The organism is Rhizobium sp. 05N49, from assembly GCF_056396805.1.
In genome coordinates this window covers 53,233-79,454 of sequence record NZ_JBFTME010000005.1, presented here as the reverse complement: position 1 = coordinate 79,454, position 26,222 = coordinate 53,233, and the positions used below count along the sequence as shown (strand labels likewise).

Annotated in this window: 24 protein-coding genes and 1 pseudogene; 9 read left to right on the top strand and 16 right to left on the bottom strand. The window is 58.6% G+C overall.

The genetic code is table 11. The annotated features are described in order from the left end of the window. Nucleotides 1-247: 247 nt before the first annotated feature. Entirely contained in the window at nt 248-2,209 is a 1,962-nt protein-coding gene (locus tag AC1DF8_RS12305; RefSeq protein ID WP_113147702.1) for an elongation factor G, read from the bottom strand. Between the two features lie 402 nt (nt 2,210-2,611). Between AC1DF8_RS12305 and AC1DF8_RS12300 the strand changes: the two genes are divergently transcribed. After that, nucleotides 2,612-3,022 (top strand): hypothetical protein, encoded by a 411-nt coding sequence (locus AC1DF8_RS12300; protein WP_478153917.1) that lies wholly within the window; start codon nt 2,612-2,614, stop codon nt 3,020-3,022. Nucleotides 3,023-3,112: 90 nt separating this feature from the next. On the opposite strand, the gene AC1DF8_RS12295 is transcribed toward AC1DF8_RS12300, so the two are convergent. The 11 genes from AC1DF8_RS12295 to AC1DF8_RS12245 form a co-directional block, all read right to left on the bottom strand. Then, on the bottom strand, nt 3,113-3,352 hold the full coding sequence (locus tag AC1DF8_RS12295) for a hypothetical protein (protein ID WP_112542637.1): 240 nt from the start codon (nt 3,350-3,352) through the stop codon (nt 3,113-3,115). A gap of 858 nt (nt 3,353-4,210) precedes the next feature. Beyond that, the gene (locus tag AC1DF8_RS12290) at nt 4,211-4,780 is read right to left on the bottom strand and encodes a hypothetical protein (protein ID WP_478153749.1); all 570 of its coding nucleotides are present in this window, start codon (nt 4,778-4,780) and stop codon (nt 4,211-4,213) included. Next, nucleotides 4,777-5,403 (bottom strand): hypothetical protein, encoded by a 627-nt coding sequence (locus AC1DF8_RS12285; protein WP_112542639.1) that lies wholly within the window; start codon nt 5,401-5,403, stop codon nt 4,777-4,779. The genes AC1DF8_RS12290 and AC1DF8_RS12285 overlap by 4 nt, the downstream gene beginning before the upstream one ends. Before the next feature lie 52 nt (nt 5,404-5,455). After that, the gene (locus tag AC1DF8_RS12280; RefSeq protein ID WP_478153748.1) at nt 5,456-6,313 is read right to left on the bottom strand and encodes a hypothetical protein; all 858 of its coding nucleotides are present in this window, start codon (nt 6,311-6,313) and stop codon (nt 5,456-5,458) included. Nucleotides 6,314-6,519: 206 nt separating this feature from the next. Then, a complete protein-coding gene (locus AC1DF8_RS12275; protein ID WP_112970514.1) occupies nt 6,520-6,891 on the bottom strand; it encodes a helix-turn-helix domain-containing protein in 372 nt (123 codons plus the stop codon). Between the two features lie 610 nt (nt 6,892-7,501). After that, nucleotides 7,502-8,347, bottom strand: a complete 846-nt coding sequence (locus tag AC1DF8_RS12270; protein ID WP_478153747.1) for a carbohydrate ABC transporter permease — start codon at nt 8,345-8,347, stop codon at nt 7,502-7,504. Nucleotides 8,348-8,353: 6 nt separating this feature from the next. Continuing rightward, entirely contained in the window at nt 8,354-9,271 is a 918-nt protein-coding gene (locus AC1DF8_RS12265) for a carbohydrate ABC transporter permease (protein ID WP_409564430.1), read from the bottom strand. A 116-nt stretch (nt 9,272-9,387) separates the two neighbouring features. After that, the gene (locus tag AC1DF8_RS12260) at nt 9,388-10,641 is read right to left on the bottom strand and encodes an ABC transporter substrate-binding protein (protein ID WP_478153746.1); all 1,254 of its coding nucleotides are present in this window, start codon (nt 10,639-10,641) and stop codon (nt 9,388-9,390) included. 543 nt (nt 10,642-11,184) lie between these two features. After that, nucleotides 11,185-12,330, bottom strand: coding sequence for an ABC transporter ATP-binding protein (locus AC1DF8_RS12255; RefSeq protein WP_112542644.1), 1,146 nt, complete (start codon nt 12,328-12,330; stop codon nt 11,185-11,187). A 122-nt stretch (nt 12,331-12,452) separates the two neighbouring features. Then, nucleotides 12,453-13,391, bottom strand: coding sequence for a PfkB family carbohydrate kinase (locus AC1DF8_RS12250; protein WP_478153745.1), 939 nt, complete (start codon nt 13,389-13,391; stop codon nt 12,453-12,455). A gap of 3 nt (nt 13,392-13,394) precedes the next feature. After that, nucleotides 13,395-14,195 (bottom strand): beta/alpha barrel domain-containing protein, encoded by an 801-nt coding sequence (locus AC1DF8_RS12245; RefSeq protein ID WP_112970517.1) that lies wholly within the window; start codon nt 14,193-14,195, stop codon nt 13,395-13,397. Between the two features lie 225 nt (nt 14,196-14,420). On the opposite strand from AC1DF8_RS12245, the gene AC1DF8_RS12240 reads away from it, so the two are divergent. Further along, nucleotides 14,421-15,182, top strand: coding sequence for a DeoR/GlpR family DNA-binding transcription regulator (locus AC1DF8_RS12240; RefSeq protein WP_112542647.1), 762 nt, complete (start codon nt 14,421-14,423; stop codon nt 15,180-15,182). A gap of 154 nt (nt 15,183-15,336) precedes the next feature. Next, nucleotides 15,337-16,371, top strand: coding sequence for a LacI family DNA-binding transcriptional regulator (locus tag AC1DF8_RS12235; protein ID WP_112542648.1), 1,035 nt, complete (start codon nt 15,337-15,339; stop codon nt 16,369-16,371). On the opposite strand, the gene AC1DF8_RS12230 is transcribed toward AC1DF8_RS12235, so the two are convergent. Both AC1DF8_RS12230 and AC1DF8_RS12225 read right to left on the bottom strand, forming a co-directional pair. Beyond that, nucleotides 16,359-17,312 carry an alpha/beta hydrolase gene (locus tag AC1DF8_RS12230; protein WP_478153744.1) on the bottom strand — a complete coding sequence of 318 codons (954 nt, stop codon included), beginning with the start codon at nt 17,310-17,312 and terminating at the stop codon, nt 16,359-16,361. The genes AC1DF8_RS12235 and AC1DF8_RS12230 overlap by 13 nt on opposite strands. Before the next feature lie 9 nt (nt 17,313-17,321). Beyond that, nucleotides 17,322-18,470 (bottom strand): Gfo/Idh/MocA family protein, encoded by a 1,149-nt coding sequence (locus AC1DF8_RS12225; RefSeq protein WP_478153743.1) that lies wholly within the window; start codon nt 18,468-18,470, stop codon nt 17,322-17,324. A 251-nt stretch (nt 18,471-18,721) separates the two neighbouring features. Here AC1DF8_RS12225 and AC1DF8_RS12220 point away from each other — a divergent pair, with 251 nt between their 5' ends. From AC1DF8_RS12220 to AC1DF8_RS12195, 6 genes are read left to right on the top strand one after another with little or no spacing between them, the layout of a single operon-like run. Beyond that, the gene (locus AC1DF8_RS12220) at nt 18,722-19,543 is read left to right on the top strand and encodes a sugar phosphate isomerase/epimerase family protein (RefSeq protein WP_478153742.1); all 822 of its coding nucleotides are present in this window, start codon (nt 18,722-18,724) and stop codon (nt 19,541-19,543) included. Nucleotides 19,544-19,553: 10 nt separating this feature from the next. Then, nucleotides 19,554-20,630 (top strand): Gfo/Idh/MocA family protein, encoded by a 1,077-nt coding sequence (locus AC1DF8_RS12215; RefSeq protein WP_112542651.1) that lies wholly within the window; start codon nt 19,554-19,556, stop codon nt 20,628-20,630. Next, a complete protein-coding gene (locus AC1DF8_RS12210) occupies nt 20,630-21,451 on the top strand; it encodes a sugar phosphate isomerase/epimerase family protein (protein WP_112542652.1) in 822 nt (273 codons plus the stop codon). Before AC1DF8_RS12215 ends, AC1DF8_RS12210 begins: the two co-directional genes overlap by 1 nt. Beyond that, nucleotides 21,448-22,281 (top strand): alpha/beta fold hydrolase, encoded by an 834-nt coding sequence (locus tag AC1DF8_RS12205; RefSeq protein ID WP_478153741.1) that lies wholly within the window; start codon nt 21,448-21,450, stop codon nt 22,279-22,281. Before AC1DF8_RS12210 ends, AC1DF8_RS12205 begins: the two co-directional genes overlap by 4 nt. Beyond that, nucleotides 22,278-22,997 (top strand): ribulose-phosphate 3-epimerase, encoded by a 720-nt coding sequence (locus tag AC1DF8_RS12200; RefSeq protein WP_113202362.1) that lies wholly within the window; start codon nt 22,278-22,280, stop codon nt 22,995-22,997. Before AC1DF8_RS12205 ends, AC1DF8_RS12200 begins: the two co-directional genes overlap by 4 nt. Next, the gene (locus AC1DF8_RS12195; RefSeq protein WP_183888295.1) at nt 22,997-23,941 is read left to right on the top strand and encodes an ROK family protein; all 945 of its coding nucleotides are present in this window, start codon (nt 22,997-22,999) and stop codon (nt 23,939-23,941) included. The genes AC1DF8_RS12200 and AC1DF8_RS12195 overlap by 1 nt, the downstream gene beginning before the upstream one ends. Nucleotides 23,942-23,979: 38 nt before the next feature. Here AC1DF8_RS12195 and AC1DF8_RS12190 read toward each other — a convergent pair. Both AC1DF8_RS12190 and AC1DF8_RS12185 read right to left on the bottom strand, forming a co-directional pair. Further along, nucleotides 23,980-24,633, bottom strand: a pseudogene (locus AC1DF8_RS12190) (IS5 family transposase). Nucleotides 24,634-24,711: 78 nt separating this feature from the next. Then, nucleotides 24,712-26,154 (bottom strand): amidohydrolase family protein, encoded by a 1,443-nt coding sequence (locus AC1DF8_RS12185; RefSeq protein ID WP_478153740.1) that lies wholly within the window; start codon nt 26,152-26,154, stop codon nt 24,712-24,714. Nucleotides 26,155-26,222: the final 68 nt, after the last annotated feature.

Below are 26,222 nucleotides of genomic sequence, written 5' to 3'. Positions count from 1 at the left end.
CCACCACATCGATGAGTTGAGGCGACAGCGACGCCGTCAGCAACGCTATCGAGCTGCCCTCGAACAACGGATAGGCCGAAGGCCAGATCAACCGCCTAAGAACCCTCAGCGCGCAATGCATGGTCGGCAGGTCCCGAACTGCTGAGAGCACGAATGCTACCGCCGTTCCACACCAAGCGAGGAAGAACCCGGTTAACTGCCAAACGACATGAGCCCGTTCTGCGAACGAGCAAGTGGCGCGAACGTTTCAGTGTGCGACGCCTTGTCCCTCGTGTGCCCTAACGATGGCGTCCGCTTCCTTGCCGTATAGCTCCTCGAAGTGATCGAAGGTCTTGGAAAAGTAACCAATGCCCTGCGTCGCCGAACGCAGCGCCCGCGCGAGATCGTCAAGTGCGCTGCCGGGAACAAGTGCCCGGAAGATGTCCCATCCCTTAGCGGTTTCATCCCGGTCGAAGCCGAGAACCTGACCCTTGAGAGCGGAGACGATCTGGACGAGGTTGCCGGAATAGATCGACGGTATGTGAATTTCACTGCGGAAGACCGGTTGCATCAAAACGGCCGACCCTTCGGAAAGCGCCTGTCGCACTCCCATTTTCGACGCAGTCCTAAAGGCGTGTTCCGAACTGTCGACGGCATGGTGCTGACCATCAAACAGCGTTACCCCGACATCGATGACCTCAAAGCCGAGCGGCCCTTTCTCCATGGCTTCGCGCGCGCCTGCTTCGACGGCAGGGATGTAGTTGCGCGGAACGACGCCACCCTTGACGGTTTCGCTGAAGGTGAAGCCCCGGCCGCGCTCGTTGGGGCGAATGCTCAGCTTCACATCCGCGAATTGCCCGGCACCGCCGGTCTGTTTGCGATGCCGGTAGTGAACCTCGGCCGGCTTTGCAATTGTCTCGCGGTAGATCGGGTTGGGCGTTCGATCCGTTACGTCGATGTGGAAGACGTCGGACAGGGTTCGGCAGAGATCGCGCAGATGTACCGGGCCCTGGGCGCGGACGAGCTGGGCGCCAGTGCCCTCCTCCTGCAAGACGACAAGACCCCGATCCGTCTCCGAGAGTTTTGTCAGCGTTTCGGAGAGCTTGTTTTCATCGCGTGCGCTGCCCGGGACCAGAATCCTTTCAAGCATCGGCGTAGGCGGCGCGGTCCATTCGGGTGGGGCGACCGTCGCGTCTGATGTCAACAGCGACGGGACGGGCAAATGGTCGGACTTGACCGTCGCGAAGACATCCCCCGGTGCAGGCACGATCGCCGAGCTCGACCGTCCGTTTGCGGGATCCTGCACGGCGCCGAGGCCGGAGCCGCCGAGTGATGCGCCTTGCCGAAGTCCCTCACCAAACGCACGCACCAGCACCGTCTTGCCGATATTCTGACGATGATAGGCATGGAAGCTCACGGCGCTCAGCTTGTTTTCATCGAGATTACCTGCACGAGCCAGGCGCTGTCGAAGAACCCCTGCCGGCGGCGCCTCGTGACGCAGCGCCTTCATCAGCCGCATCATGCCGTTGCCGTGACTTGCGGCACCGATCAGGACTGGAATAATCCTGTTTTCGCTGAGAACCCGCGATGAAATGGCATAGAGCGCGTCGCTGGGCGGCTCGCGATCTTCGACCAGTTCCTCGAGAAGCCAGTCATCGAATTCGGACAGGTGTTCCAGGAGCTCGCTGCGCGCTTCGTGCTCGCGCTCGGCGGCGCTTTCGGGAATTGCGATCAGCGCCGAAGTCTGGCCTTCCCGGTAGCGCCACGCCCGTTCCGAAATCAGATCGCAACTGCCTACGATCCTGTCTCCCTCCCGGATCGGGACCTGGCGAAGCAAAAGCGTGTGGTTGGCGTAGTCTTGAAGCGCGGCTATCACGTCTCTCAGCCGCCCTCTCGGTTCGTCCATTCGATTGACGAAGAGGATGCACGGCGTCCCCGAGGCTTCGACTATCCGCAGATAGGGTGCGGCAAGCACAGCTTCCTCGGGTGCCGATGAAACGCACAGGATGCAGGCGTCACTGGCAAGAAGCGCGTGCTGTGCATGCGCCAACGCTTCGTTGGCTCCTGGCGCATCCAGCGCACACCAGGCCTCGTTTCCAAAGGTGAATTCTGTGAGGTTCAATCCATAAGGGGACCTGGATTTTCTCGCCACCCCCTCCAGGGAGCCGAGCTTTTCCACGACTGTCGATTTTCCGGTCTGCGAGGGTCCAAGCACGGTAAAGCAGCGCATCGGCATTCCTCCAACTGCCATAAACACAATTTTCAGCCATCATAGGATGCCCTGAACCGCTGCAACGCGCCAGAGGTGTTCAGTTTCACAATGCTTTGACCTGGAGACGTAGGAGTTATTCTCGAATTCCCAGTGGATTTGAGCGCAGGGGAACGATCTATCAGCGGCTCTGAAGCTGCTCCTACAAGGAGTTAGGCCTGAACTTGCCCGCTGTCGCGCCAGCTTGGCGGCAAGTGCATCGCGTTCATCGCTACCACGCAAGGGACGGTCGACAACAACGAACTCGCCGATCGCCGCTAGGCAGGAGAAAAGGGCTAAGATTGCGAGATAAGAACTCGGTGAAGAGCCGACACGCTCGTGTTGCGCGTCTCACCCTGAGTGAGAAGCCAGAGCAAGCCGTACATGTGCAGGTTCGAAGATCCGCAGAAGGGCGCTCCTTTCTGGGCACAAAGTGTGGATAAGTTCACTGTCAGGGGACATCTGCAAGCACGACGCTTCAATACGGGCTTCAGCAGGGCTATGCCCGAAGACGCAGTCAATAGCGTCGGCCAAGTGCCCAAAACCTCTTTCAACTCCGGAACGATGACGATAGTACCCCCCAACCCATCGGACGATCAGCAAGAGAGGTTCGTGCGCTGCCAGGATGCACTGTATAGCTCGTTTCTGAAGCTCTTGGAGGACGCGAACGAAACGGGATGGGGCCAGCAGGAAACGCTGGTCGCACTGATTTCGCTCGCCGACAACCATGCTTTGATGCTGAACGCGAATGCCGAGGCCGAAGAGCTATTGGCGACCATCAAACGCCGCTGTTGACACTACAAACGCCGAGATGTCCGAGATAAGTGGGCGAAGCGGCTTACGCCCGCTGCGCGCGAAGCAGTGGCGCAATGCGGTCGCGATATTTCAATCTTGCGTTAAGTCGCCAACTTCACCGAAGGCAGCAAGCAGCCTTGGCGAGCTCATGTCACCCGTTTCGCTGTCGACCATCACAGAATAGGCTCCGACACCCAGGGATCTGGCCGACATTGCGGAAGCGATTTTTTCCGCAGATGTCCCATTCGAAGCCTGTCGCATCTCTCCCGGGACCAAGCCAGCTCGGTTGCGCTTGAATGGAACGACGATGAATTTCTCAGCCAACGACATTATTAATCCCTTGTTGCCCCAAACTATTCGAAGGCGCCGAGCGCTTCGATTTGATCGTCCAGTTCACGCACGCGTTCCAAATATCGTGGCCGAAGCGGATGGTCCTCTGCCAGGTGTTCGAGTTTTGACAGCGCGAGCTGACGTTGGTCTCTAAGGAGCTTCAACCGACTCATGTGGGCCCTCGTTTTATTGCCATTCCATAGCCCCAAAATGGCCGGAACGCCAGCGATGTTCTCTTTATGTTCGAAGCCACCCTGTTGTCGCCCGATATCAAGTGAATGCCGCGCCTTTTTGGACCTGAGAGCGATCCGATTTTTTCACGGAGGCATGAGGCGCATCGCAGTCGGTTGCGAGGTTCGACATCTTGGTCGGCGATTCCTCCCGCACCACTCTCATGTCGGCAACACTCGACTGCGAGGCATTTACAAAGTGGAGCTTTTGAAAAACATGCAGCGGATAGAGATTTTCAGGCGGTAGCTCGCCATCGAATAAGCAACATCCTGCGCGGCTCTATAGGATTGCTCGGCTAGCTCCAAACCGTCTTCCGAAAGCACAGGCGGGACATGCTGAGCTTCACTTACGGTGCCGGAACTTCCCGGTGATCACGACTTGGTCGCCGCTCTCGGAGGTCCGTTCCGCATGGAACTCAAGGTGCTTGAAGTTGACGGGAAAAAGCGCCAGCGTCGTGACCGAGCCACGGGGCAAGAAACCCAACCTGCAGCCCCACTGGACCTGAGGTCAAGGGGGCGGTGATCACCTTGGGTCGATGGCGGTCCGAATGACGCAAGCTTCGGCGGCCCTCCAGGATGTCGAACGGGCAGATGACCGTTCGACATGTTCTCTTCATCGTCTCCTGTTTCAGAGAATCTTCTCGAACGAAGACACGAAATGGGCGCCCGATGGCATTTCGATTCCGGACCCCGAAAATTTCGTGCAGCAGAGCAGATTGAGCCAAAAGCTGCTTCCGCCCTGGTTTCCCAATATATCGACGAGGCTGCTCAGCCTGATTTTCCAGTCATCTTTCAGCCTGATATAGTTGCGAGTGTTCATATTGATGAGGAAGAGGAACAGATTGTCGTCGCCCGCCAAATCAATATCCGGAGCGAAAGAGTTCGGTCCGGCCAGAACTGGCTCGGGATGGTAGTTGTGGATTGCCTTGGCCAGGCTTTTGTCATCCACTGTGGGGTCTGATCTCAAAGCTTTCCAGACAGCCAATGCTGTCACATAGTCGAGGGCGGCTCCGAAATTGCCGCGGTATTGAAGCTCTTGCTTGGCAGCCAGGTTAAAACTTCCGAACTCGCGGATGTCACCGTGGCAAACGAGTACATAGTTCGACATCGAAGGCTCTCCTTTCAAGACGAGCGATAACGAGGTTGGCGGACTAGCAATGTTTGGTCGTTGGCGCTGCGGGGAGCCCCGAGGTGTCATTTCCCCGCAGTCTTTGTCTTGGAAACAAACCTCTGCCAATCCGCCAGGTCAGCCGCATCCGCCATGCGTGCGAAGTCGAACGCATACGCGGAAATGACATCTGCTAGGCTCAACCAGACACCGGGCGGCTTCATGTTGGAGGTTTGTGCTGTCGTGGCCAGGCGATCGATCACATATACTTTCACGACAGGGTTGCCGGAGTCGCCTGGCATAGCGCTCATCACTATGAACACGAGCCTGGCGGTCGCCGAAGTCATGAGGCTCTGGCGCAATTCGTCGCTGATGTCGGATAGGCGCTTTTGCAGGGCAACATTATCATCAATGATCTGCCTGGCCTCAGGCACAAGCTCCACGATCAGCCCAGTCACGATCGGCCCATAGCCGACATCCCGCTCAGGTCTCGTGACCGTCTGCGTTCGTTCGAACCGACCTGCAGGTGACAGAAACGGCACATGGTTGAGCCCTGTTTCCCAAGCTGCCGCGGCAGCCAGACCTGGCTGACCGGCAACATAGCGGCCCACGACATCGGCGATTGTGTCGAGGACAGAGCTTGGCGTGACGGAGCCGGCAACGCATTGATCTGTCTTTGGATCGACAAAATGCAGTAAGATGCAGCTTTCCATCGAAGCTTCTCCTATGGTTGACGTGCCGCCGCAAAGCGGCGGCACTGCCGGATCAGTTCGTATCGAACTTGCCGTCGAAGAAGTTGGTGGCCGACTCGATGTCGTCGATCTGCGTGCCCGAGATGAAGGCGTCGTATTTTTTCTTGACGTCAGCATTTGCGAGTGCGCCGTAATTGAACAACGATGTTGCGACGCGATAGCTGAACGACATCGAGAAGCTCTCGGCCGATCCACACGATGAGTAGATCTTCTTCTCATCCTGGGTAAAGTCGATGAAGTACCCCTTCAGCCAGGGATTTATCTTGATCTCGTTGCCGACCTGTTGGCCCTCGAGCACGATCGAGATCGTCCCGACGCTATAGGATTTCGTACCGGTCTGGACCCCCATCCGTATGGAATCGCCGAGCCCTGAAACGAATTCAGCAAAGGAGGCCAATGCAGGTCCACCGCCCACCGCGACGCCAAGAACCGTCGAGATGAATTTTCCAGCCAGTTCCACCCCCTTGATGTTCTGGGTCATCGTCTGCTTGACGAATTGGCTCGGCCCCATCAGCGGCAGATGATTGAAGACGCTCTGCCACAGCATGGTGTCGTAGACCTTGTTGGGATCGTTGGCTTTGTCCGCGGCCTTGCGGACGTAGGCCGACGCGACCCCGGTCAGGTCGATGAGGTTTTGACGCTGAACGTCCAACTCCTTCTGAACAGAGTCAGGCACTTTGGGCTGCGCCAGGACGACCGAGATCAGGCCATTGTCGGTTGTATTGAAAGCAGTTTGCGGATCTTTGGGCGCACTGGGYAGCGGAGCGCCGGCCCTTAGCATTTCGTTGACGGTTGGCAGATGCGGGTGACGAATTTCCGCGAAGTAATCCACTGCGGAATCAAGTGTAATCGAATTCATGATCGTCTCCATCTCGGTTTAAATGAACGTAACGATCGGATAGACCCGTTATATTTGGCTCTATACCGTGACTTCTCTTGCACAATGCAGTTGCGATCTCGGCAAATACAGCCGGGATGCGAGATAAATAGACATCGATTGAAGGATATTTTCAACTTATAGGTATTTTGCTATTCGCAAAACGACCTCAGATTGTTTTCGCTCTGCGCAAATGATGGTCACCCATCTGAACAAACAGACCGTAGGAAGGCCGTTAGGTGATCTGCGGCACCGGGCGGAAGGGCACGGAAGAGACTGGCAAATTCGTGCTCCGGTTCAGAGCGCGAGGGTAGCTTATGGTGTTCAGGTGAGCCTCGCCCAAGCACCAGCCAGTCGAGGGACACATCCAGGGCCTTGCAGAGATTTGCGGCGCTCTCCAGCGAAATTGAATCGCCTTTGCGCCAGCGCGTCAGCGCACTTTCGTTTACACCCAGGGCTGCAGCGAGCGCCGTAAGTTTGCGCCAATTCCGGAGATCGATAGCCTCCTGTATTCTACGGCCGCGAACGATATCTCTGGAAAAAAGATGGAGGGGGTTCCATGTAGACCTCACAGGATCGCTTTAAGGTAGCACCAGTATAGCGATAATCTACCTTAGGAAGTGTAAACTGCGGGATGGAATTGCGCTGCCGAGGGAGAGAAGCAGGCATCGCTCTTAAAGCGGTCATTTATGGAATAGCACAAGAACTTGGTGCGAACTTCATCTCCTTGGGTACGCGCAGAAACGACATCTGCAGCGACAGTCAATCGGTTTTCGTCAGGCGGTGGTGGCGAGGTCACGGGAGGTTTGCGGGGATGGTTGAAACTTGGGCCGACCTTTGCCCCTCCTTTCTCGACGGCGCATCACGGCGTCATATTGCTTGAACGTCCTGCTCGAGCCCCTCGTTTGGCCAATCCGCCCTTAAGGACGGTGGGCCAACGATCGCGAGCATCGTGCCGTTAGCGCTGAGCGGCATGGCACGCCATGATGGCCTCGCGAGCCACCGCCTGCAATGTGATGACCACCACGTTAGCCATCGCAGGCTCGGTTGGCCGTCGACAACGGACACCGATCAATCGAACTCATGACCCGCGCAGTCGTCTGGCAAGCGCAGCGATACACTTACGATGCGCAAGATGGTTTTCGCGAAGCGTTACTGCGTCGAAAGTAATAGATCGCCTGCTCAGCTCTTCACCGACCCGGCCGCCATGCCCGCCAGGAAGTAGCGCTGGGCTATCAGATACAAGACCAGAAGCGGGAGCGATCCGAGCACGCTCATCGCCATCATCTCGTTCCATTCGAACGCGTGTTGGCCCATAAGCAACTCGATACCGATGGGAACAGTCCTCATGTCCATCGACTTCGTCAAGGTCAGCGCGAAGAGGAATTCGTTCCATGCCAGCAGGAATGTATAGACCGCCGTCGCGACGATGCCCGGCACCGACAGCGGGATGATTACACGCCAGAGCGCCGTCCAGCTTGACCCGCCATCGACAAGCACGGCCTCGTCGAGTTCCTTCGGCAAGGTATTGAGATAGCCAGTCATGAGAAGGATCGCATAAGGCAGCGTGAAAACCATGTAGGTTAAAATCAGCGCAAAATAGGTGTTGAAAATGCCGAAGGCGACGACCATGCCGAAATAGGGGATCAAAAGCGTGATCGGCGGCACGGTCTGCGTGCTGATGATGAACACGTTTAGCGTTTTCTTGAGCCGGAATGAATACCGACTGAAAGCATAGGCCGTCAGGATGGCGATCAGCACCGTCAGAACCGTTACCACTCCCGCGACGAGATAGCTGTTGAGAAAGAAGCGAACCTTCGTTGGGTCGCTGAAAATCGCAAGATAGGCGACGCTGGTGAAACGGTCGGGGAGCAGGCGCGGCGGGAGCGCAAAGATCTCGGTGTTCGACTTCAAGGACGTGAAGAACATCCACAGGACCGGAAAGCCCGCGAAGACCAGCCCGACCGCCAGCCCGAGATATGTCAGGAGGGTCGGTACGATGGTGCGACTGAGAGAGCGTTTTGCCATTGCCGGTCACCTGGCCTTCTGGTGTTTGATGTAGAAATATGTGGCGCCCATCGAGATGATCAGAATGAAGATTGCGCTCGCCGACGCGCGCGAAAATTCATAACTCGAAAACGCAAGTTTGTAGGTGTAGGTGCTGAGCACCTCGGTCGCGTAGATCGGACCGCCTCCCGTCGTCATCCACACGAGGGGAAAGACCTGCATCGTCCAGATGAAATCAAGCAAGGCGATGCTGATGATGATCGGCATCAGTTGCGGGATCGTGATGTAGCGGAATTTCTGAAACTCGTTAGCGCCGTCAATGCCGGCGGCCTCGTAGAGATCCTTGGGAATGCCCTGAAGACCAGCCAGAAGGCTGACCATATAGAGCGGGTATCCCGCCCAGATATTCGCAAAGGTCAGCGCATGCAGCGCGGTTTTCGTCGAAGAAAACCACTCGACCTTGAAGTCAATGATATGGAGCGTCATCAGGATGCTGTTGACGACGCCATTCGGATCCAGAAGCAGCCGCCAGATGATTGCGATGATTACCGCCGTGAAGAGCCAGGGCAGAATGTAGAGAACCCGCAGAATGCTTCTGACCAACGGATCGACACGCTGGCTGTTGAGCAGAAGGGCGAAGGCGAGACCGATCAGAAGATGGAAAATGACGCTCATTATCGTGAAGTAGAGTGTCTGCCCGACCGATTGCCAGAAAACCGGATCTTTGAAGATCGTCACATAGTTCTGCAATCCGACGAAGGACGCGTCCTTTTTCGTGATCGCACCGTCCATCAGCGAATAGCGCAGAACGGTGATCATGGGAAACAGCATGAGGAGGCAGAATAGAAACGTCGCTGGCGCAACATAAAGGTAGGGAACCAGCCTCTTTCTTGTCTTGTAAGACAGTAGACCGCGCTTGCGCGTTTTTGATTGCGTCCGGATCATAGTTTCGGTGGCGAGGCTCATGAGAGGTAATTTCTCCCTGGTCGTAACGCATTGCTTCGTCGCGATGCGACGGCAGCGTGATCGAAGTTTGTCACGCTGCCGTCCGTCTTGGGAGACTACTTGCTGAATTCGACCAACCATTGCTTCTGCGTATTGGCAGCCGCGTCCTTTGCGGTTTGCTGACCGTCGAACATCTTCTGAACTTCGACATTCATCTGACGCATGAGATCTTCGGCAACGGGCAGTCCGACGAATTCGTTGGCGAGCTTCCCGCTCTGGAATATCTTGAAGGCTTCTTCGAACAGCGGGTCCGATTTCGAGAAATCGGGTTTGGCGTGGATATTACCCGGGAAGGCGTTGGCGATCGACACGAGGCGGCTGTTCACTTCCGGGCTCATCAGATATTCGACGAGCTTCCAGGCCTCCGCCTTGTGCTCGCTTTTGTCACTGATGCCGATGCCCCAGGAGGCATAGGGCAACCCGCGCTTGCCGGTGTAGCCGTCAACGGCTGGAAGGGCGGAGATGCCGAATTTGAGATTGGGGTTTCGCTGGCGAATGAGATTGATGTGCGCCAACGAGTCGATCATCATGCCGACACGCCCGTTGACGAACTCTTCGACCTTGTCCTGTTCCTTCTTGGCAAAAATACCAGGCGAGATGACGCCGGCGTCCTGCAGCGACTTGATGTATTCAAGCGTGCCGACGACAGAGGCATTTTCCAGATCTGGCTTGCCATCCTTCAGCATGGATGCTCCGGATGCCCAGACCCAGGACATCACGTCATTCTGGATGCCGCCGGGGTTTTGCAACGACAGAGGCAACACCCAGCCATACTGGTTCTTGTCCGCATTGGTCATCTTCTTCGCGGCAGCAGCGAATTCGGTGCGGTTTGTCGGCAACTTTTCGACCCCGGCCGCCTTTGCCAGATCGAGGTTGACAAAGACCGGGTAGACGAACGAGGCAAGCGGGAACATGACGCTTTGCCCATTGACCTTGATGATGTCGGCGATCTGGCTCTGATCATATTTGGCATCAGCCATCAGGCTGTCCATCGAGGCGATTGCGCCCTGCTTTGCCAAGCCGTTGACCCATGCGCCGTCCAGGCCGACGACATCGCTGAGTGTCCCGGACGCTGCGCCCACAACGATCTGATCATGGGTGGCGGAATAGGGACCGCTGACAAGCGTCACCTTGATGCCGGGGTTCTTGGCTTCAAAGTCATCCATGATGCCGCGCAGAGCACCGGCGGGCATTTCTGGCTCCCACCACTGGATGAACTCGAGATTGGTCTGGGCAAAGGCGCAGGTGGCGCATAGTGCCCAGGCGGCCACAGCCGACTGAGCCGCCACGATAAATCTTCTGACGTTCATGTTTCCCTCCCTGAAAACGATATTTCGCTCGATCCTCCCGATCGAGACCAAAGTAGGGTCCTCCAGGCGTCTGGCTGTCAATGAAGAACTGCAATCGGAAAAAGCAAGAGGGCTTCAGGGGCGATAAAAATTACTTTAAGCTATTGATTTATATACATTTTGCCTTCCAATCCCGAAGACGTTTTTTCTTTCCGACATATTGCTCATGTCGCATTTTTTCTTTACTTTCGTAAACAAATGAAAGCTGCGCCGCCCAAAGGAAAACAAATGAAAGGCTTTGGCGATCCAGGAAAAGCGGGGTTCCGCCAGGCTATCCTCACGGACTTAACACTTTAAAGTAGCACTCAGGCGCCAACTAACTAACGCCAAAAGAACTCAGCCTTTGGCCGCAAAGTCACGGGTTACGAAACGGTGTGAGATCCTGCACTTTCGATACGGAACGCGCAAAGCCGGCCGGCAAGGAGCGGCGAGGACTTGTGAACGATGCCGCAAGCAGGCGCTCTTGCAAACGCCCGCCAAGCAGCTCCGTCGCTGCAGATCTTGCTAGATTGCCAGATGCGTCTGAGGATCGAAGAAGTGTAGTTTGGCTACATCGATCGCCAGGTTGATCATTGCGCCCGGCTGGACTGTGCTCACGGATTCGAACTTCGCCACGGCATTTGCCGCGCCGCTCAAGTCCTCGACGGCATCCGGGTCACCGGAATCGATCCGCGCTGCTTCTATCTTCAGATGAACGATCAGCTCCGAACCCAACTCCTCGATCGATTTCACGAGGGCAGGGATCGTCGCGTGGCGTGATCCCGATTCCAGACCGCTGTCGTAAAGGTCTTCCGGGCGAATGCCGAAGACGATCGTCTTGCCTTCGAACGCCCTCAGACCGGGAGACTGCTCGAATGCGGTCGTCGCGACCGGTATGGAAAAGGTCGGCAGATCAATCCTGCCATTCTGCAAGCGGCCCTCGAACAGATTCATGGATGGCGAGCCGATGAAACCCGCAACGAAGGCGTTGACCGGCCGGCTGTACAGTGTTTTTGGCGTGTCGACCTGCTGAAGGACGCCGCCCTTCAAGACCGCAACCCGGTCGCCCATGGTCAAGGCTTCGGTCTGATCGTGCGTCACATAGATCGTCGTCACGCCAAGCTGTCTTTGCAGGCTGACGATTTCGGCGCGCATTTGCACGCGCAGCTTGGCATCGAGGTTTGACAGGGGCTCGTCCATGAGAAACGCTGCCGGTTCCCGCACCATTGCGCGCCCCATGGCGACCCGCTGGCGCTGGCCGCCGGAGAGCGCGGCCGGCTTGCTGTCGAGCAGCGTATGCAGTTGAAGGGTCTTGGCAATTTCATGGACCCGCTTCGTGCGCTCTTCCTTGCTCTTGCCTGCAAGCTTCATCGAGAAGGCAATATTTTCGAACACCGTCATATGCGGATAAAGCGCATAATTCTGAAAGACCATCGCTATGTCCCGGTCCTTCGGCGCGAGATCCTCGACATTCTCTCCACCGATGCTCAGGGTCCCGCTGCTGATCTCTTCCAGCCCGGCGATCATGCGCAATGCCGTCGATTTTCCACATCCTGAAGGACCGACGAGGATGAGGAACTCGCCATCATTTATCGTCAGGCTAAGATCCTTGATCGCGTGGAATTTGGTTCCAAAGGTCTTGCAAATTTTATCCAGTACAACAACAGCCACGGCACTTCCTCCTTAGTATCGTCGCCATCCAATCCCCAGGACAGCCCCTCCCCGGCGTCGAACCGAAACCGTCATCTGCGCAGCGCTAGTCCGATCGTCCAGGGCACCGGTGTGATGAACTCTCACTCCGGTGGCGCGATCGGTCTGGGCACGGGTGCATTTTCCCTCGCCAGCCACGCGAGACAGGCGCTTTGATCCGGCAGGGCCATGCGGCCACCGGGGCCAGTCACCGAAATCGCGGCTGCGGCCGTTGCATAGACGGCGCAGTCGACAGGCGGCTTTCCCTGTGTCAGCGCAAAAGCATAAGCACCGTGAAAGCAATCTCCGGCGCCCGTCGTGTCGACCGCTTTGACCTCGTAGGCCGGAACATGCCACAAAACGGCGTCTCCCGTCTGCCTGATATAGGATCCTCGCTCACCGTCGGTCAAAACGACTGCGGTGCGGTCGTCAGACCAGAGCTTATGGAGGATCAACGCCGGATCGGATTCGCAGGAATAAGTCTGCGCAAATTTCAATGGCAGTACCAGATGGTCGGACAGGCTCAATAATCGTTCGGTCGCAGGCCCGATCGTCCATTCAATGTCTGCCACCACAGCAAGGCCCAGCTTGCGGGCGCGCGCAACGATCGTATCGGCGTGGGTGGCATAGCCGTCGATCAACAGCACCTGGGCTTGTGCAAGAGTGCTATCGGCGAGTGCCTCGGAGGTTCCGTGCGGCACATTGTCGTCATAGGCGATAAACCTGTCGCCTTCAGGTCCGACCGTGATCACCGACCGTATCGGCTTGGCATCGGGGCGGCGCGGTGCAAAGGATATGTCGACCCCGTGCCGTTCAAGCTCGCGGGCGCTGACATCGGTAACAGGCTGATCACTCAGCCAACCGATGAAACCGGCCCGCCCCCCCAGCTTTGCGACCGCAACAAGGGCCGTCGCGACATTGCCGCCGTGGTCATGGGTGCGACTTGTCACCTTTCCCTTGCCGGCGCTCAGCGGTCGATCGACGTAGATGATATCGTCGATCGCCAGCGCCCCGAAGCCGAGAACCTGAAGGTTGTGTGTCACCCGTTAACCGCCCGCGGCAGCGAGCGCCTCTTGCGGCGCCATACCGCTGTGAATGACGAGCTTGAAGGCGCGCGCCGCCATCGTCGTATCGCCGTGGCCCCAAAGGTTTCGTCCCACTACGGCACCCTTCGCTCCCGCCCGCAAGGCATCGAAGGTCTGAGTGAGAGCCCCGAGCAGATTTTCCGTTTTCGGACCGCCCGCGATAACGATCGGAACCGGGCAGGTGGCGACGGTTTCCTGGAATGAGTCGAAGTCTCCGGTGTATCCGACCTTGATCACGTCAACGCCGGTCTCAAACCCGATCCGCACGGCATAGGCGATTTCGTCGGGGGTGAAGACAATCTTGCCGCCGTTTGAATAGTCGCGGGGATAGACATGGGCAACGACCGGCATTTCAAAGCGAGCTGCGGCGTTGACGGTATCGGTGAGCCAGCGAATGTATTCGCCTTCGGTATTGCCGCGCACCGGAATGGCAACGGCCAGAGCATCTGCCCCGTAGCGCACCGCATCCTCGGGAGTCGCGATCAACTGACGGATTCGATCGTCCGGCGTAAAGCAGCCGGCTTGAATGACCAGCGCCGCCTTGCCTGCATAGGCGGGCCACAAGTGGCGCGCAGCACCAGGCTGAATGCTGATATAGTCCGGCTCTCCGGCCATCACCCGCTTCAGTGCGCCCGGTAGATCCGCCAAGCCGCCCTCACGGACGTTGCCATAGCCAACGAAGTGGTCGACCGCGCCACCGAACAGATGCCCCGACGGATGTGAAAACAGCCGTGACAGGCGAATTTTGGTTCCAAGGCCCATATCGATGCTGTCCCTCTACAAATTGATCTCGCGTTGAGACCCTAACTCGAAAATAAACGAAGGTTCAATATTTCGATTTCTTTCGTTTTGATTTAATATGAGAGTAACGTGCGCTGGACATACGCAGATGCTGCCCTCCATCGCGTCTTTTGATCACAATAGTTGCCGTGCATTTTCGATTTTCGAAAGATCGGTACCGTCATCTAAGGGAATTCGAGGTCACACATGCTTGCGGAACAACGGCGACATCAGATCATGCTGGAACTTCAGCGGACCGGCCAAGCACGCACGACGCAGCTGGCGGAAAACTTCGGTGTCTCCGAGGTGACCATCAGATCCGACCTGGAAATTCTGGATGCCAAGAAGCAGCTCATCAAAACGCATGGCGGCGCGATCGCATTGCCGGCCAGTTCGCCCGCAGCAGCCTTCGAAGAACGGATGAACCGCAATTTCGACGCCAAACGACGCATCGCGCAGATGGCGGCACGTCAAATAATCGACAACCAGTCCGTTGTGTTCGACAGCGGCTCGACACTGCTGCAGGTTGCCATGCAAATGCCCCCGGTCAATAACGTTGTCGTGGCCACAACCGCCATGAATATCGCGCAGCATCTGATGTATCGGCCGGGGCTGGACGTACATATGATAGGCGGCCGTGTCTTTCCAAGTACCGTCAGCACGATCGTCTCGGATTCCGACAAGGCCGTGGGCGGTCTTGTCGCCCACCAGGCGTTCCTCAGTGCTCATGCCATCGATCACGCATTCGATGTCGTAGATGTCTCGGAAGACATTGCACGCACCAAACGCAATCTGGTCCGCATGGCGAGGCGCGTCATCCTCGTGGCGGATTCCAGCAAGTGGGATATTGGCGCCTCGTCCAAGGCATTTTCGCTTTCACGTGTCGATCTGATCATCACCGACACCGGCATGCCGCACGGGATTCGCAGCCGATTGGACAAGCTGGGGGTCGAAGTGCGCTATGTGTAGGGGCGTTTAGGCTGCCAATTGTACCTATGTAACAAAAAATTTTGCGCATGCGATATTGTCAGGCTACAAACGCATTTCGAAGCCCCCACACTGACCGCCCTTGCGACATCGGCTTACGCAGAGGTGCCTTGGCGCAGTGCAACCAGAATTGCCGATGGACAAGATGACGATCAAAACTATGGACGATTTCGCCCGGTCCTGTGGCGTTTCTCGTCCAACGCTTTCGAGGTATTTCGATGACCCGAGCAGCGTAAAGCCGGTGACACGCAAACGCATCGAGGATGCGCTCTCGGCATCGGACTACCGTCCTAATCTCTATGCGCGCAATCTCAATCGCAAGAGGACACGCAACGTTGGCATTCTCGTGCCTGTCATCACAGATCCATTCTATGCCGAAATGGTCAACCGTCTGGAATTGCTCGTCCGGGGTGAAGGTTACTGGCCAATCGTCATCTCGTCCCACGGCTTGCCAGATCTTGAAGCCGAGGCCGTCAACACGCTTCTGTCCTTGAAGGCTGCCGGCGCGATCATCGCGCCTCTGGGTCTTTCTTCCGAGCCTGGCATCTTCGAAAAACTCCGGGAGAGCATTCCCATTGTCTACTTCGATACGTTCATCGAGGGCGACACGCCCTTCATTGGCAACAACAATGCCCAAAGCGTTGCGACAATTGTCGACTATCTCTGCCGGTCCGGCGAGCCGCCCGCATATTTCGACATTCCGCATGTCAATCACAATTCCGGGGAGCGGCTGGCAAGCTATGTCGCCACGATGGAAGCGCTCGGTTTCGAACCGGTCGTGTTTGGCGCCACCGAGAGCTACGGCTGGGATTTCGAACGTATGGGGTATGAGCAGACCGACGCAATGATCGCGGCTGGAACGCTTCCGGGCAGGACAATTCTCTGCGCGAACGATCGACTTGCCTTCGGCGCGATGGCTGCCGCCCACTCGCGCGGCCTCCGCATCGGCCGCAGGGGCGATAGCGATCTTCGCATCGCCGCCCATGACGATCACCCTCTCAGCCGTTATACCTGCCCGCCATTGACGACGATGGCGCAAGATTTCACCGCCATGGCACGCAGCAGTGTCGACACACTGCTTTCAATGCTGGACGAAGACAACGACACCAAGCAGGTCGTTGCACGAAAAATCATCCTCGACGGTACATTGGTGATGCGTCAGTCGGCGTGATCGACGAGGCTGCGCCATCCGGCAACCGCTTCTTCCACCGCCCGCCGCGCCGCCGGAATGTGCCGCCCCATGGAAACGAAGCCGTGGATCTGGTCCTGCCAACGCCGTAGGACTACAGGGATCCCCGCCTCGGCAAGCCGGCGGGCATAGGCCTCGCCTTCGTCTGCGAGGATATCCTGGCCCGCAATCGCGACGAAGGCCGGTGGCAAGCCCACGACATTTCCGACTCGCAGCGGTGAGACGCGCCAATCACCGATATCAGCCGCGTCGCGGACATAATGATCGCGGAACCAGCGCATCGTCGAGGCAGTCAAACCGTATCCTTCTGAAAACCTGACAAAGCTGTCGGTCCTCTGCCCGGCATCGGTGTTGGGATAGAGCAGAAGTTGCGCCGAGATTTTCTGGGCAACGCCATCGCGCGCAAGAAGTGACAGGACGGCGGCCAGGTTGCCGCCGGCGCTATCGCCCGCGACGGCAATCCGATCTGGATCGATACCAAGCGCGCTTGCCTGCTCCACCACATAGGCAAGCGCCGATACGCAATCTTCCAAACCCGCCGGGAACTTGTGCTCGGGCGCCAGCCGATAGTCCGGGCAAATTACGATGCAGGCGCCGATATTCGCAAACCACCGGCAGATCTCGTCGTGGGATTCAAGCGTGCCGACGACCCAGCCGCCACCGTGAAGGTAGAGAAGTGCCGGCGCATCCGCGTTCGGAGCGCCGACGCCTCGGTAGATCCTGAGCGGGATCGGGCCGTCCGTTCCGGCAATCGTTCTGTCCTCGATGGCCGCGACGGGCTCGCGATCGCCCTGCAATGTCGGGCACCCCGCGTCATAGGCAGCACGCGCCTCACTTACTGTCCCCTGCTCAAAGGGCGGCTGGTTTGCTGCGCGACCGAGCGCCAGGACATGCGCGGCGCCGGGATCCAATCGATCTTTCATCGTCTCACCTCAAGCAAGCAGGCTGCGGGCTTCATCGTCCCCAAGCAGCGGCGGTTGTGCAACTGTGCCGGCAATCGCAACCGCGCTCCTGGCCTCGCTGGACGCCAGGGTCGCTTCCATGATCTCGAGAACATGAAGGGCCAGATCGCCGGAGGCGCGCGGCGCCCTGCCTTCGCCAAGCGCGCGCACGAGATCGGCAACGCCCAGCATGCGATAATTGGCGCGATCAGGAGCGCTATACGGCCAGTTCAGCGCGCCATACAGCTCGTTTTCGCTTTCGAAATTCTTCCATTCAGCGCCGCGCTCGGAGAGCGAGACCGTTCCACCGAACGTGTCGGGATCGGGCAGGCGCAACGACCCCTCGGTGCCGTGCAACTCGATCGGATGATTGGAGTGGCGGAAGACATCCCAGGACGCACCGAAATTCACCGTCGCGCCCGACTGGAACTCGAGAAGCGAGAGCACATTGGTCGGCGTGCCCACTTTGAACGTCGTGTTCCTGAAGGGGCCATCAGCCGTTATCAGCCGTTCTTCCTGGCCTTTCGTCGCCATCGCCATGACGCTTTTCACCGGGCCGAGCAGATTGACCAGCATCGTCAGATAATAGGGACCCATGTCGAACATCGGGCCGCCACCGGGTTGATAATAGAATTGCGGATTGGGATGCCAATGTTCCATGCCGCGGCCGAACATGAAGGCGGTGCCGCTGACCGGGCGGCCGATCGCACCTGCATCCATCAGGCCTCGCGCACGCCGGCCGGCGGCGCCGAGGAATGTATCAGGAGCCGATCCCAACAGAAGACCGCGACCTGCAGCTTCGGCCACGAGCTTGCGGCCCTCGGCAGCAGACGTCGCGAGAGGCTTTTCGGTGAAGACATGCTTGCCCGCAGAAAGCGCCGACATCGTCACGTCGAAATGGACGGCCGGGATCGTGAGGTTGAGGACCAGATCGATTTCGGGGTCGGCCAAGAGCGCATCGACCTCCATCGCCCGGATGCCATATTCCCTCGCCCTCAGCGCCGACATGTCGGATGAGATGTCGGCACAGGCCCTCAATTCGACTCCGGCAAACAGGGCAGCGTTACGCAGGTAAGTCATCGAGATATTGCCGCAGCCGATAACGCCGATGCCCAACCTGGTTCCCGGATATGCTCTCATAAACTGGCCTCCCCACCAATTTCAGATATTCCGCCCATCATTGATGGGCGTTGCCGCAGCGACAACCGCTATAGAACATTTTATTTCTTGACGCGCGACAAATTTTTATAAACCATGCGGAAATAGCAATCCAGCCGTTACACGCAGCTCGCCAGGGGACGTCGCCGCTTCACCATCATGCCAAGAGCGCGGTCAACCGGTCCAGCGGCATATCAACGAAGGCCTACGAAGGTCGAAGTCAAGGAATGGGCATGAGTACCAAAGACCTGAAAGTCGGCTGCCAGACATTCACCTGGGAAATGCTCGGAAAAAACTGGAATGGCGGCCCGGACGATCTGCTGGAAGCCATTGCGGCGGGCGGCTACGCGGGCATCGAGATTACCGACACGATGATCGGTCGCTACGCGGATCATCCCGATAATTTCGCCGCGAGCCTGAAGAAACATGGCCTGACGCTCGTGTCTTTTGCGATGGGCTCCAAAAGCGGCTTCACCCTCAGGCAAGAGATCGAGAACGACCTCAGGACCACACAACGCTGGATCGATTTCGCGGCCGCCTTTTCCGGCGCCTTCGTTTCGATCGGTTCTGCGACGGTGGTCTCCGAAGGATCGCGGGAGGCGAAATTCGAAATCGCCGCGGAATTCTACAATCGGGCGGGCGAACTGGGCAAAGCTTCCGGCGTGGATATCGCTGTGCATCCGAGCTCGCACCACAATACGCTGCTGTTCGACCGTGCCGATTATGACAGGATCTTCTCGCTCATCGACAAGAACCTCGTCGGCTGGGTGCCGGATACCGGTCATATTCTGCGCGGCCACGACGATATTCTGGATACGCTGCGAACCTATCAGGACCGTATCCGCTATCTGCACCTCAAGGACGTCGATGCAGAGGGCAAATGGGCCATGCTTGGCAAAGGGGTCTGCGATACGCCCGCCGTGATCGACATCGTCACTGCCGCGCCGCGCTTCAATGGCTGGCTGGTCTTGGAAGAGGAATCAGACACGGCCGCCGCCGATCCCGTGGCAGCCGTCCGGGCGAACCGTGAAACGATGCGCCGCTACGGCGCCTGAGGGAGAAGTCATGATCCGTAAGGAAGACCGTCGGCTGCGTGTGGGCGTGCTCGGCTGCGGCCCGATCGCGCAGTTCGCCCATCTCGAATCCTGCGTGAAGGCTGGGAATGCCGACCTCTACGCCATCTGCGACGCAGCACCCGACCTGCTCGCGCGCATGGGCGCGACATACGAACCACAGAAGATGTACGCCGATTATGACGCGATGCTTGCCGATCCCGAGCTGGAAGCCGTCATCATCGCGACGTCGGACGCCTATCATGTGCCGATGTCGGTCAAGGCGCTCGATGCTGGAAAGCATGTGCTCTGCGAGAAACCGACCGGCGTGACGATCGAGGAGGGCCGCGCGCTCGCCGACGCCGTCAAGCGCTCCGGCAAAGTGCTGCAGGTCGGTCACATGAAGCGTTTCGACCCGGCGCTGGAGGCTGCCCGGGATTTTGTCCGTGACGATATCGGCGAGATCTTCGCGCTGAAAGCCTGGTACTGCGACTCCACCCACCGCTACACCAATACCGATGCGGTTCAGCCGCTGCCGATCACCAGCAAATTCGCGAGAAAACCCTCCGGAAACCCCAAGGCTGACCTGCGCCAGTATTTCATGCTGGCGCATGGCTCGCATCTCGTCGACACCGCCCGTTTCCTGTGTGGCGAGATCGTCGCGGTGCGAGCCCGCCTTCTCGAGCGTGCCGGCGCCTATTGCTGGTTCGTGGAAACCGAGTTCGCCAATGGCGCACTCGGTCATCTCGATCTGACGGTCGCGGTCCGCATGGACTGGCATGAGGGCTTCCAGCTCTATGGCGAAAACGGTTCGGTGATCGCTAAGACCTTCAATCCCTGGTACTTCAGGGCGAGCGAGGTCGAGATCTTCCACGAAAAGGACGCGACCACGCGCAAGCCACTAGGCGCCGACGGGCACTTCTTCCGCCGGCAACTGGAAGGGCTTGCCGATACCGTGCTGAACGGCGCGCCAATGCGCGGCGCCGATATAGAGGACGGCATCGCCTCCATCCGTGCCATGGTCGCCATCGCCCGCTCGGTCGAAATGGGCGAACGCGTCGAACTCGCAACCGTCACGGGATCGGTCTGATGCAGCTTGGCATCTTCGCAAAGACCTTCCCCGGCACAGACCCCGAGCGTGTGCTCTCGGCCGTGCGTAACAGCGGATTTGCGGCAACGCAGTTCAATCTCGCCTGCGTCGGTCTTCCGTCGATGCCGGACGCAGTGGCGCCGGAAACGATCGCAGCGATCCGGGCGGCATCTGAAGAGACCGGTATTTCACTCGCGGCACTTTCAGGCACTTATAACATGGCCCACCCGGACAAATCCGTGCGGGAAAGAGGGCTCAAACAGCTTGGGGTGGTGATCGAAACGGCAGCGGCCTTGCAGATTCCACTTGTGACGCTTTGCACAGGCAGCCGCCATGCCCAGGATCAATGGATGCATCATCCGGACAATGCGCTTCCGTCTGCCTGGGCCGATATGGCTGCCGAAATGGAAAAAGCGCTGGAACTCGCCGAGCGGCACGACATCGATCTCGGCATTGAGCCGGAACAGGCAAACATCGTCACTTCCGCCGCTGATGCGGTGCGACTGATCGGAGAGATGGGGTCGAGGCACCTGCGCATCGTGCTCGATCCGGCAAACCTCTTCGAGCAGGCGACACCGGCCGAAGTGTCCGACATCGTCGACAGGGCAATCGATATCTCGGCCGGGTACGTGGCGATGGCCCATGCGAAGGATCGTTATGCCGATGGCCGCTTCGCGACAGCAGGTCAAGGTATCGTCGATTTCCCTGCCTTCATCGACGGCCTGTGCGTGACCGGTTTCGACGGGACGCTCGTCACGCATGGTCTTACGGCAGAGGAAGCACCCGCCGTCGCCCGATTTCTTTCGGATCTGATCCGATGAAGACGCACATCGCCTTCAGACGAGACGATGCCGACCTTTCAGTTTACGACTGCGGAACAGGCAAAGCCTTGCTCTTTCAACACGGGCTCGGAGGCAATGAGGCGCAGGTCGCACAGGTTATCCCCGAAGGTCTCGACTGGCGGCGGATCACGACTGAGTGCCGCGGGCATGGGAGCTCGACGCTCGGCACGCCACGCCCCTTCTCGATTGCGATGTTTGCAGCCGACGTCATCGCCGCAGCAGACGAAAAGGGAGTAGACCGGTTCATCGCCGGCGGCATCTCCATGGGCGCGGCGATCGCACTGCATCTTGCAAAAACGCATCCCGAGCGCGTTATCGGCCTCATCCTGGTGCGCCCGGCCTGGTCGTTTGCCCGCGCCCCAGACAATCTCGCGCCGATCCGCGAGATCGCCGCCTTGCTTCGATCTCATCCACCTGCCGAAGGCCAGACGCTTTTTGCCAGGTCGGCGACAGCGGAACGTCTGCGGGTGGAAGCGCCAGACAATCTCGCTTCCCTGCTCGGTTATTTCGAGCGCCCGGATGCGTCTGATTTCGCCGACGTGCTTCATGACATTGCCTCGGATGGAACCGGCGTTTCGCGAGCAGACGCGGCAAGGCTCGCTGTTCCCGCCCTCGTCCTCGGCAACCGGCAGGATGCCATTCACCCTCTCGCCGTCGCACAGGTGATAGCCGACGCGCTTCCAAATGCGCATTTCCTCGAAGTGCCGGCAAAGGCAGCGGATGCGGAATCTCATTTCGCCGCGGTCCAGACGGTGATCCGGCAATTCCTCACCACAGAATTCAAACATCGGAGCGTCGCTCAGCCATGACATCGAAATCTCTCTCGGGCGGCACCATCGCCACATTGCCGCGGCATAGGCTGCTCGGCGAGTTTTCACTCTGGTCCGCAGATCTTGCCAATATGGAACGCGACCTTCACCGCATCGAACCCTATGTCGATCTCCACCATATCGACGTTGCCGACGCGCGCTTCACACCCGGCTTCCTGTTCTTTCCCGATTTCGTCACCCGCATCGCCAAGCTGACGGCAAAACCGATCCATGTGCATCTGATGGTCGAGGCCGAGATTGTGGAGGAGCAGACACGCCAGTTCATCGAAGCGGGCGCCGATCTCGTCAGCGTTCATGCCGAGAACGGTGAAGCAGGCTTGCGCGCAGTAGCACTCGCAAAAGAGCTTGGAGCCGAAGCCGGCGTCGTTCTGCGGCTGGAAACTCCGGTCAGCGAGGCAGAACCGTTCCTCACCGAGGTCGCTTTCTTCACGCTGCTCGGAACCTCGATCGGCGTCAAGGGACAAAGCCTTTCGGATAAAGCCTGTGACCGGCTGCGCGAAGCCCGGTCGCTGATGAAGCGTGCCGGACGTGAAAAGGAGATCGTTCTTGCCGCGGATGGCGGCATCCGCGAACAGACCGTTCCAATGTTGCGGGCAGCAGGTGCGGAGACGGTCGTGCTCGGATCACTGGCGTTCGGCGATAAGGATCTGCCAGGGCGTATCGCCTGGCTGCACGCTTTGGAGACTCAGCCCTGATGAGCAAGATTGCGCTTGCATTCGATCTGGGTGGAACGGAGTTGCGCGCCGCATTGGTTGACGACGGCGGCAAACTACTGGCCTTCGCGTCCGTGCCGACGCGCGCCAGGGATGGCCCGAATGCAGTCATCGAGCAGATCGCGATGCTTGCCGAGAAAACCTGCTCGGAAGTTCCCGACGCCAGGCCGCTCGGTGTTGGCATCGGAGCACCTGGTCCGCTCGATCCGGTCTTAGGCATTCTCACCGCGCCGCCTACCCTCTCGGGCTGGCGTGAAGTGCCCCTTGCGCGTCTTCTTCAGGAGCGCTTGAAACTTCCTGTGCGACTGGAGAACGATGCGAACGCCGCCGCTCTTGGCGAATGGCATTTTGGCGCCGGGCGCGGCGCAGCCTCGCTGGTGTTCGTCACCGTGTCCACCGGCATCGGCGGTGGGGTGATCTCCGATGGCCGGATCATGCATGGGCGCCGCGGGCTCGCAGGCGAAATCGGCCACATGACTATCACGAGCGAGGGCGAACGATGCCTTTGCGGAGCGGTGGGCTGCTTCGAGGCGGTGGCGTCGGGTACTGCCCTCGGCCGGCGTGCGACGGCTCTGACAAAACCCGGCGACGGTTCGGCGCTGCGAACGCTGTCCGATGATGGCGAAGTGACAGGCCGACACGTTGTGGAGGCGGCGCGCGCGGGTGACGAAGCAGCCCTTGCACTGATCGAGAGGGAAGCCCGCTGGCTGGGCATCGGCTTTACCAACCTGCTGCATCTCTACTCGCCCGACATGATCGTCATGGGCGGCGGAATATCTCACGGCCATGATCTGCTACGCGACAGAATCGAGGCCACCATGCGGGAGCGCGCAATGCCTGCCTATCGCGACGTGCCGGTCGTGCCGGCACAACTCGCAAGGCATGCCGGATTGATCGGCGCCGCAAGCTTGATTTTTCTCAGCTGAGGAAGGTTGGAAATCTCTAGGCCGTGGTGACAAATTAACTATTTGAGCCAAAGCATGATGCTTGCCAGCTTGATGAAGCCGAGGAAATTGGCTGCGAGTTTGTCATGGCGTGTGGCGAGGCGTCGCCATTGTTTGAGCTTGGCGAAGAAACTCTCGATGCCCCAGCGCTGCTTGTAGGCGATGCGAGCACCTGTTTGGCTGGCAGTCCCCGAACGAGGTCGCAAGCCGGAGCCATGTGGTTCTGCTGTCCTCGGCCGAGATGGAAACGAACCGGCAGCCCGAGGGCATCCACTACAGCATGGATTTTGCTGCCAAATCCGCCACGGGAGCTGCCTAGAGCCTGGGCTTGCGCCCCCCCTTTTGCGGCGTCCGCCAGCCGCTTGCGCCTGCGCTCGGATCACGGTGGCATCGATGGACAGCCATTCCATATCCGGATCGGCAGCCACCGCTTCGAATATCCGGTCGAAGACGCCTTGATCGATCCAGCGGTAGTAACGTCGTTTGACCGTTTGATACGGACCGAAGCGATCTTCGGGCAGGTCGCGCCAACGCGCACCGGAGCGGGCCAGCCACAAGATCGCATCGAAGAACCGCCGTCCGTCGCTGCGTGGACCCCGCCTGCCCTTGCGACCGCCAAGCACAAACGGCTTCAACCGCTCCCACTGATCATCCCGGACAACTTCACCTTCCATCGCTGACCTCCAAAAGTCAGCGTTGAATCTGATTTGCTCCTCAAACGGCATCCCAAATCATTAATTTGTCACCACAGCCTAGAATAGAGCCACTGCGATATCGGCCTTGTCGAGCAGATGGTCGCGGCTCGATTCCAGTTTCGCCCGGAGTGCCGCAATATCGTGACCGAGAAGCTTGCCCTGCCATTTGCGGACCTTGCCTGCACATAGGACCGTCGAGACATTCGAGCGCTCCATTAGGGTCACCACGGCGCCAGGGACGTTGTTCAGCGGAGCAACGTTGATGGCGGTGGCGTCAAGAAGGATGATGTCAGCTTCTTTACCGGGCGTCAGGCTACCCGTCTTATGGTCGAGCTTCAGTCCGCGCGCGCCTTCGATTGTCGCGAAGCGGATGACATCCATGGCCGACAGAAGCTTCGGATAATCTTCACCACGAAGAGCCTGATCATTTGCCAGCATACGCTGCAAAGTAATTGCCGAGCGCATCTGCGTGAACATGTCGGCAGTCATGGTGCATTCGACATCAGTCGACAGCGACGGCTGAAGGCCGAGATCGAGTGCCTGCTGCAGTGGCGGATTGCCATGGCGCATCTGCATCTCAATCGGCACCGACAGTGAAATATGTGAACCGGCATCGGCTGCACGCTTCCACGCCATGTCGCTCATGCCGGTCATATGAATGAAGATATTGTCCGGCCCGAACCGGCCGGCCTCGGCCAATTGATCGAAGACCGGACGCATGCCGAAGGTCCCGACGACATGCAGTGCGATCGGGATGCCGAGTTCACGCCCAAGCGCCCAGGCATCCTCGTAGAAAGGCAGGTAAATCTCGCCGCCCATGACCATCGTCAGCAACTGGTCGTCACTCGAAAAATGTTCGGCTTTGATGCGGCGCGCATCCCCTGGGTATTTTGATGCATCCCCCCAGCCTTCGAAATAGCCGAAGACGGCACGCCGCCCTGCGTCGCGCAGTGCCGCTATGGCGGCATCCGAATGGTCAGGCGAATGATGGATCTGGCTGACATCCATTACAGTCGTCACGCCGGCATCGATCTGCGACAGGCCACCGAACAATTCGGAAATATAGACATCTTCGGGCCGGTAGAGGACGGAGAACTTTTGCAGGATCCATTCATAGTAATTTGCCGCACTCTCCGGCCGCCCGTCATTGATCAGGATCGCGTCGGCAAGCAGGCTTCGAAGCGCGGTCTCGAATTGATGGTGGTGGGTATCGATAAAACCCGGCATGACCACCATGCCCGACGCGTCGATGACAGCGGCTTCAGGCGCGTCGATCGCCTCGGCGATCTCGACGATCCGCGAACCACGGACCAAGACATCGCCTTTTCTAAAATTGCCGACCGCTGCATCCATCGAAAGGACCGCGCCCCCGCGAATGAGCGTCAAGCGATCGGCCTCGCCGATGCCGGCGGGCATGTCTGCCGATACGGCGCTTGCCCTGTTTGCGCCGCTCCCGAGTTCGGCCGGCGCATGCGTCCGGTTACCACAGAACTTGCACATGGTTTTCCTCCACAATCCGATCCAGATACCTTCCTTCGCCCAGGGCGCCGAAAGGTCGTTCAAAACGA

What these genes read in the sequence shown, in the direction of transcription:
- AC1DF8_RS12305 (WP_113147702.1), bottom strand. Translation starts at nt 2,209, where the DNA reads ATGCGCTGCTTTACCGTGCTTGGACCCTCGCAGACCGGAAAATCGACA.
- AC1DF8_RS12300 (WP_478153917.1), top strand. Translation starts at nt 2,612, where the DNA reads ATGTGCAGGTTCGAAGATCCGCAGAAGGGCGCTCCTTTCTGGGCACAA.
- AC1DF8_RS12295 (WP_112542637.1), bottom strand. Translation starts at nt 3,352, where the DNA reads ATGTCGTTGGCTGAGAAATTCATCGTCGTTCCATTCAAGCGCAACCGA.
- AC1DF8_RS12290 (WP_478153749.1), bottom strand. Translation starts at nt 4,780, where the DNA reads ATGACACCTCGGGGCTCCCCGCAGCGCCAACGACCAAACATTGCTAGT.
- AC1DF8_RS12285 (WP_112542639.1), bottom strand. Translation starts at nt 5,403, where the DNA reads ATGGAAAGCTGCATCTTACTGCATTTTGTCGATCCAAAGACAGATCAA.
- AC1DF8_RS12270 (WP_478153747.1), bottom strand. Translation starts at nt 8,347, where the DNA reads ATGGCAAAACGCTCTCTCAGTCGCACCATCGTACCGACCCTCCTGACA.
- AC1DF8_RS12265 (WP_409564430.1), bottom strand. Translation starts at nt 9,271, where the DNA reads ATGATCCGGACGCAATCAAAAACGCGCAAGCGCGGTCTACTGTCTTAC.
- AC1DF8_RS12260 (WP_478153746.1), bottom strand. Translation starts at nt 10,641, where the DNA reads ATGAACGTCAGAAGATTTATCGTGGCGGCTCAGTCGGCTGTGGCCGCC.
- AC1DF8_RS12245 (WP_112970517.1), bottom strand. Translation starts at nt 14,195, where the DNA reads ATGGGCCTTGGAACCAAAATTCGCCTGTCACGGCTGTTTTCACATCCG.
- AC1DF8_RS12240 (WP_112542647.1), top strand. Translation starts at nt 14,421, where the DNA reads ATGCTTGCGGAACAACGGCGACATCAGATCATGCTGGAACTTCAGCGG.
- AC1DF8_RS12235 (WP_112542648.1), top strand. Translation starts at nt 15,337, where the DNA reads ATGGACAAGATGACGATCAAAACTATGGACGATTTCGCCCGGTCCTGT.
- AC1DF8_RS12230 (WP_478153744.1), bottom strand. Translation starts at nt 17,312, where the DNA reads ATGAAAGATCGATTGGATCCCGGCGCCGCGCATGTCCTGGCGCTCGGT.
- AC1DF8_RS12225 (WP_478153743.1), bottom strand. Translation starts at nt 18,470, where the DNA reads ATGAGAGCATATCCGGGAACCAGGTTGGGCATCGGCGTTATCGGCTGC.
- AC1DF8_RS12220 (WP_478153742.1), top strand. Translation starts at nt 18,722, where the DNA reads ATGAGTACCAAAGACCTGAAAGTCGGCTGCCAGACATTCACCTGGGAA.
- AC1DF8_RS12215 (WP_112542651.1), top strand. Translation starts at nt 19,554, where the DNA reads ATGATCCGTAAGGAAGACCGTCGGCTGCGTGTGGGCGTGCTCGGCTGC.
- AC1DF8_RS12210 (WP_112542652.1), top strand. Translation starts at nt 20,630, where the DNA reads ATGCAGCTTGGCATCTTCGCAAAGACCTTCCCCGGCACAGACCCCGAG.
- AC1DF8_RS12205 (WP_478153741.1), top strand. Translation starts at nt 21,448, where the DNA reads ATGAAGACGCACATCGCCTTCAGACGAGACGATGCCGACCTTTCAGTT.
- AC1DF8_RS12200 (WP_113202362.1), top strand. Translation starts at nt 22,278, where the DNA reads ATGACATCGAAATCTCTCTCGGGCGGCACCATCGCCACATTGCCGCGG.
- AC1DF8_RS12195 (WP_183888295.1), top strand. Translation starts at nt 22,997, where the DNA reads ATGAGCAAGATTGCGCTTGCATTCGATCTGGGTGGAACGGAGTTGCGC.
- AC1DF8_RS12185 (WP_478153740.1), bottom strand. Translation starts at nt 26,154, where the DNA reads ATGTGCAAGTTCTGTGGTAACCGGACGCATGCGCCGGCCGAACTCGGG.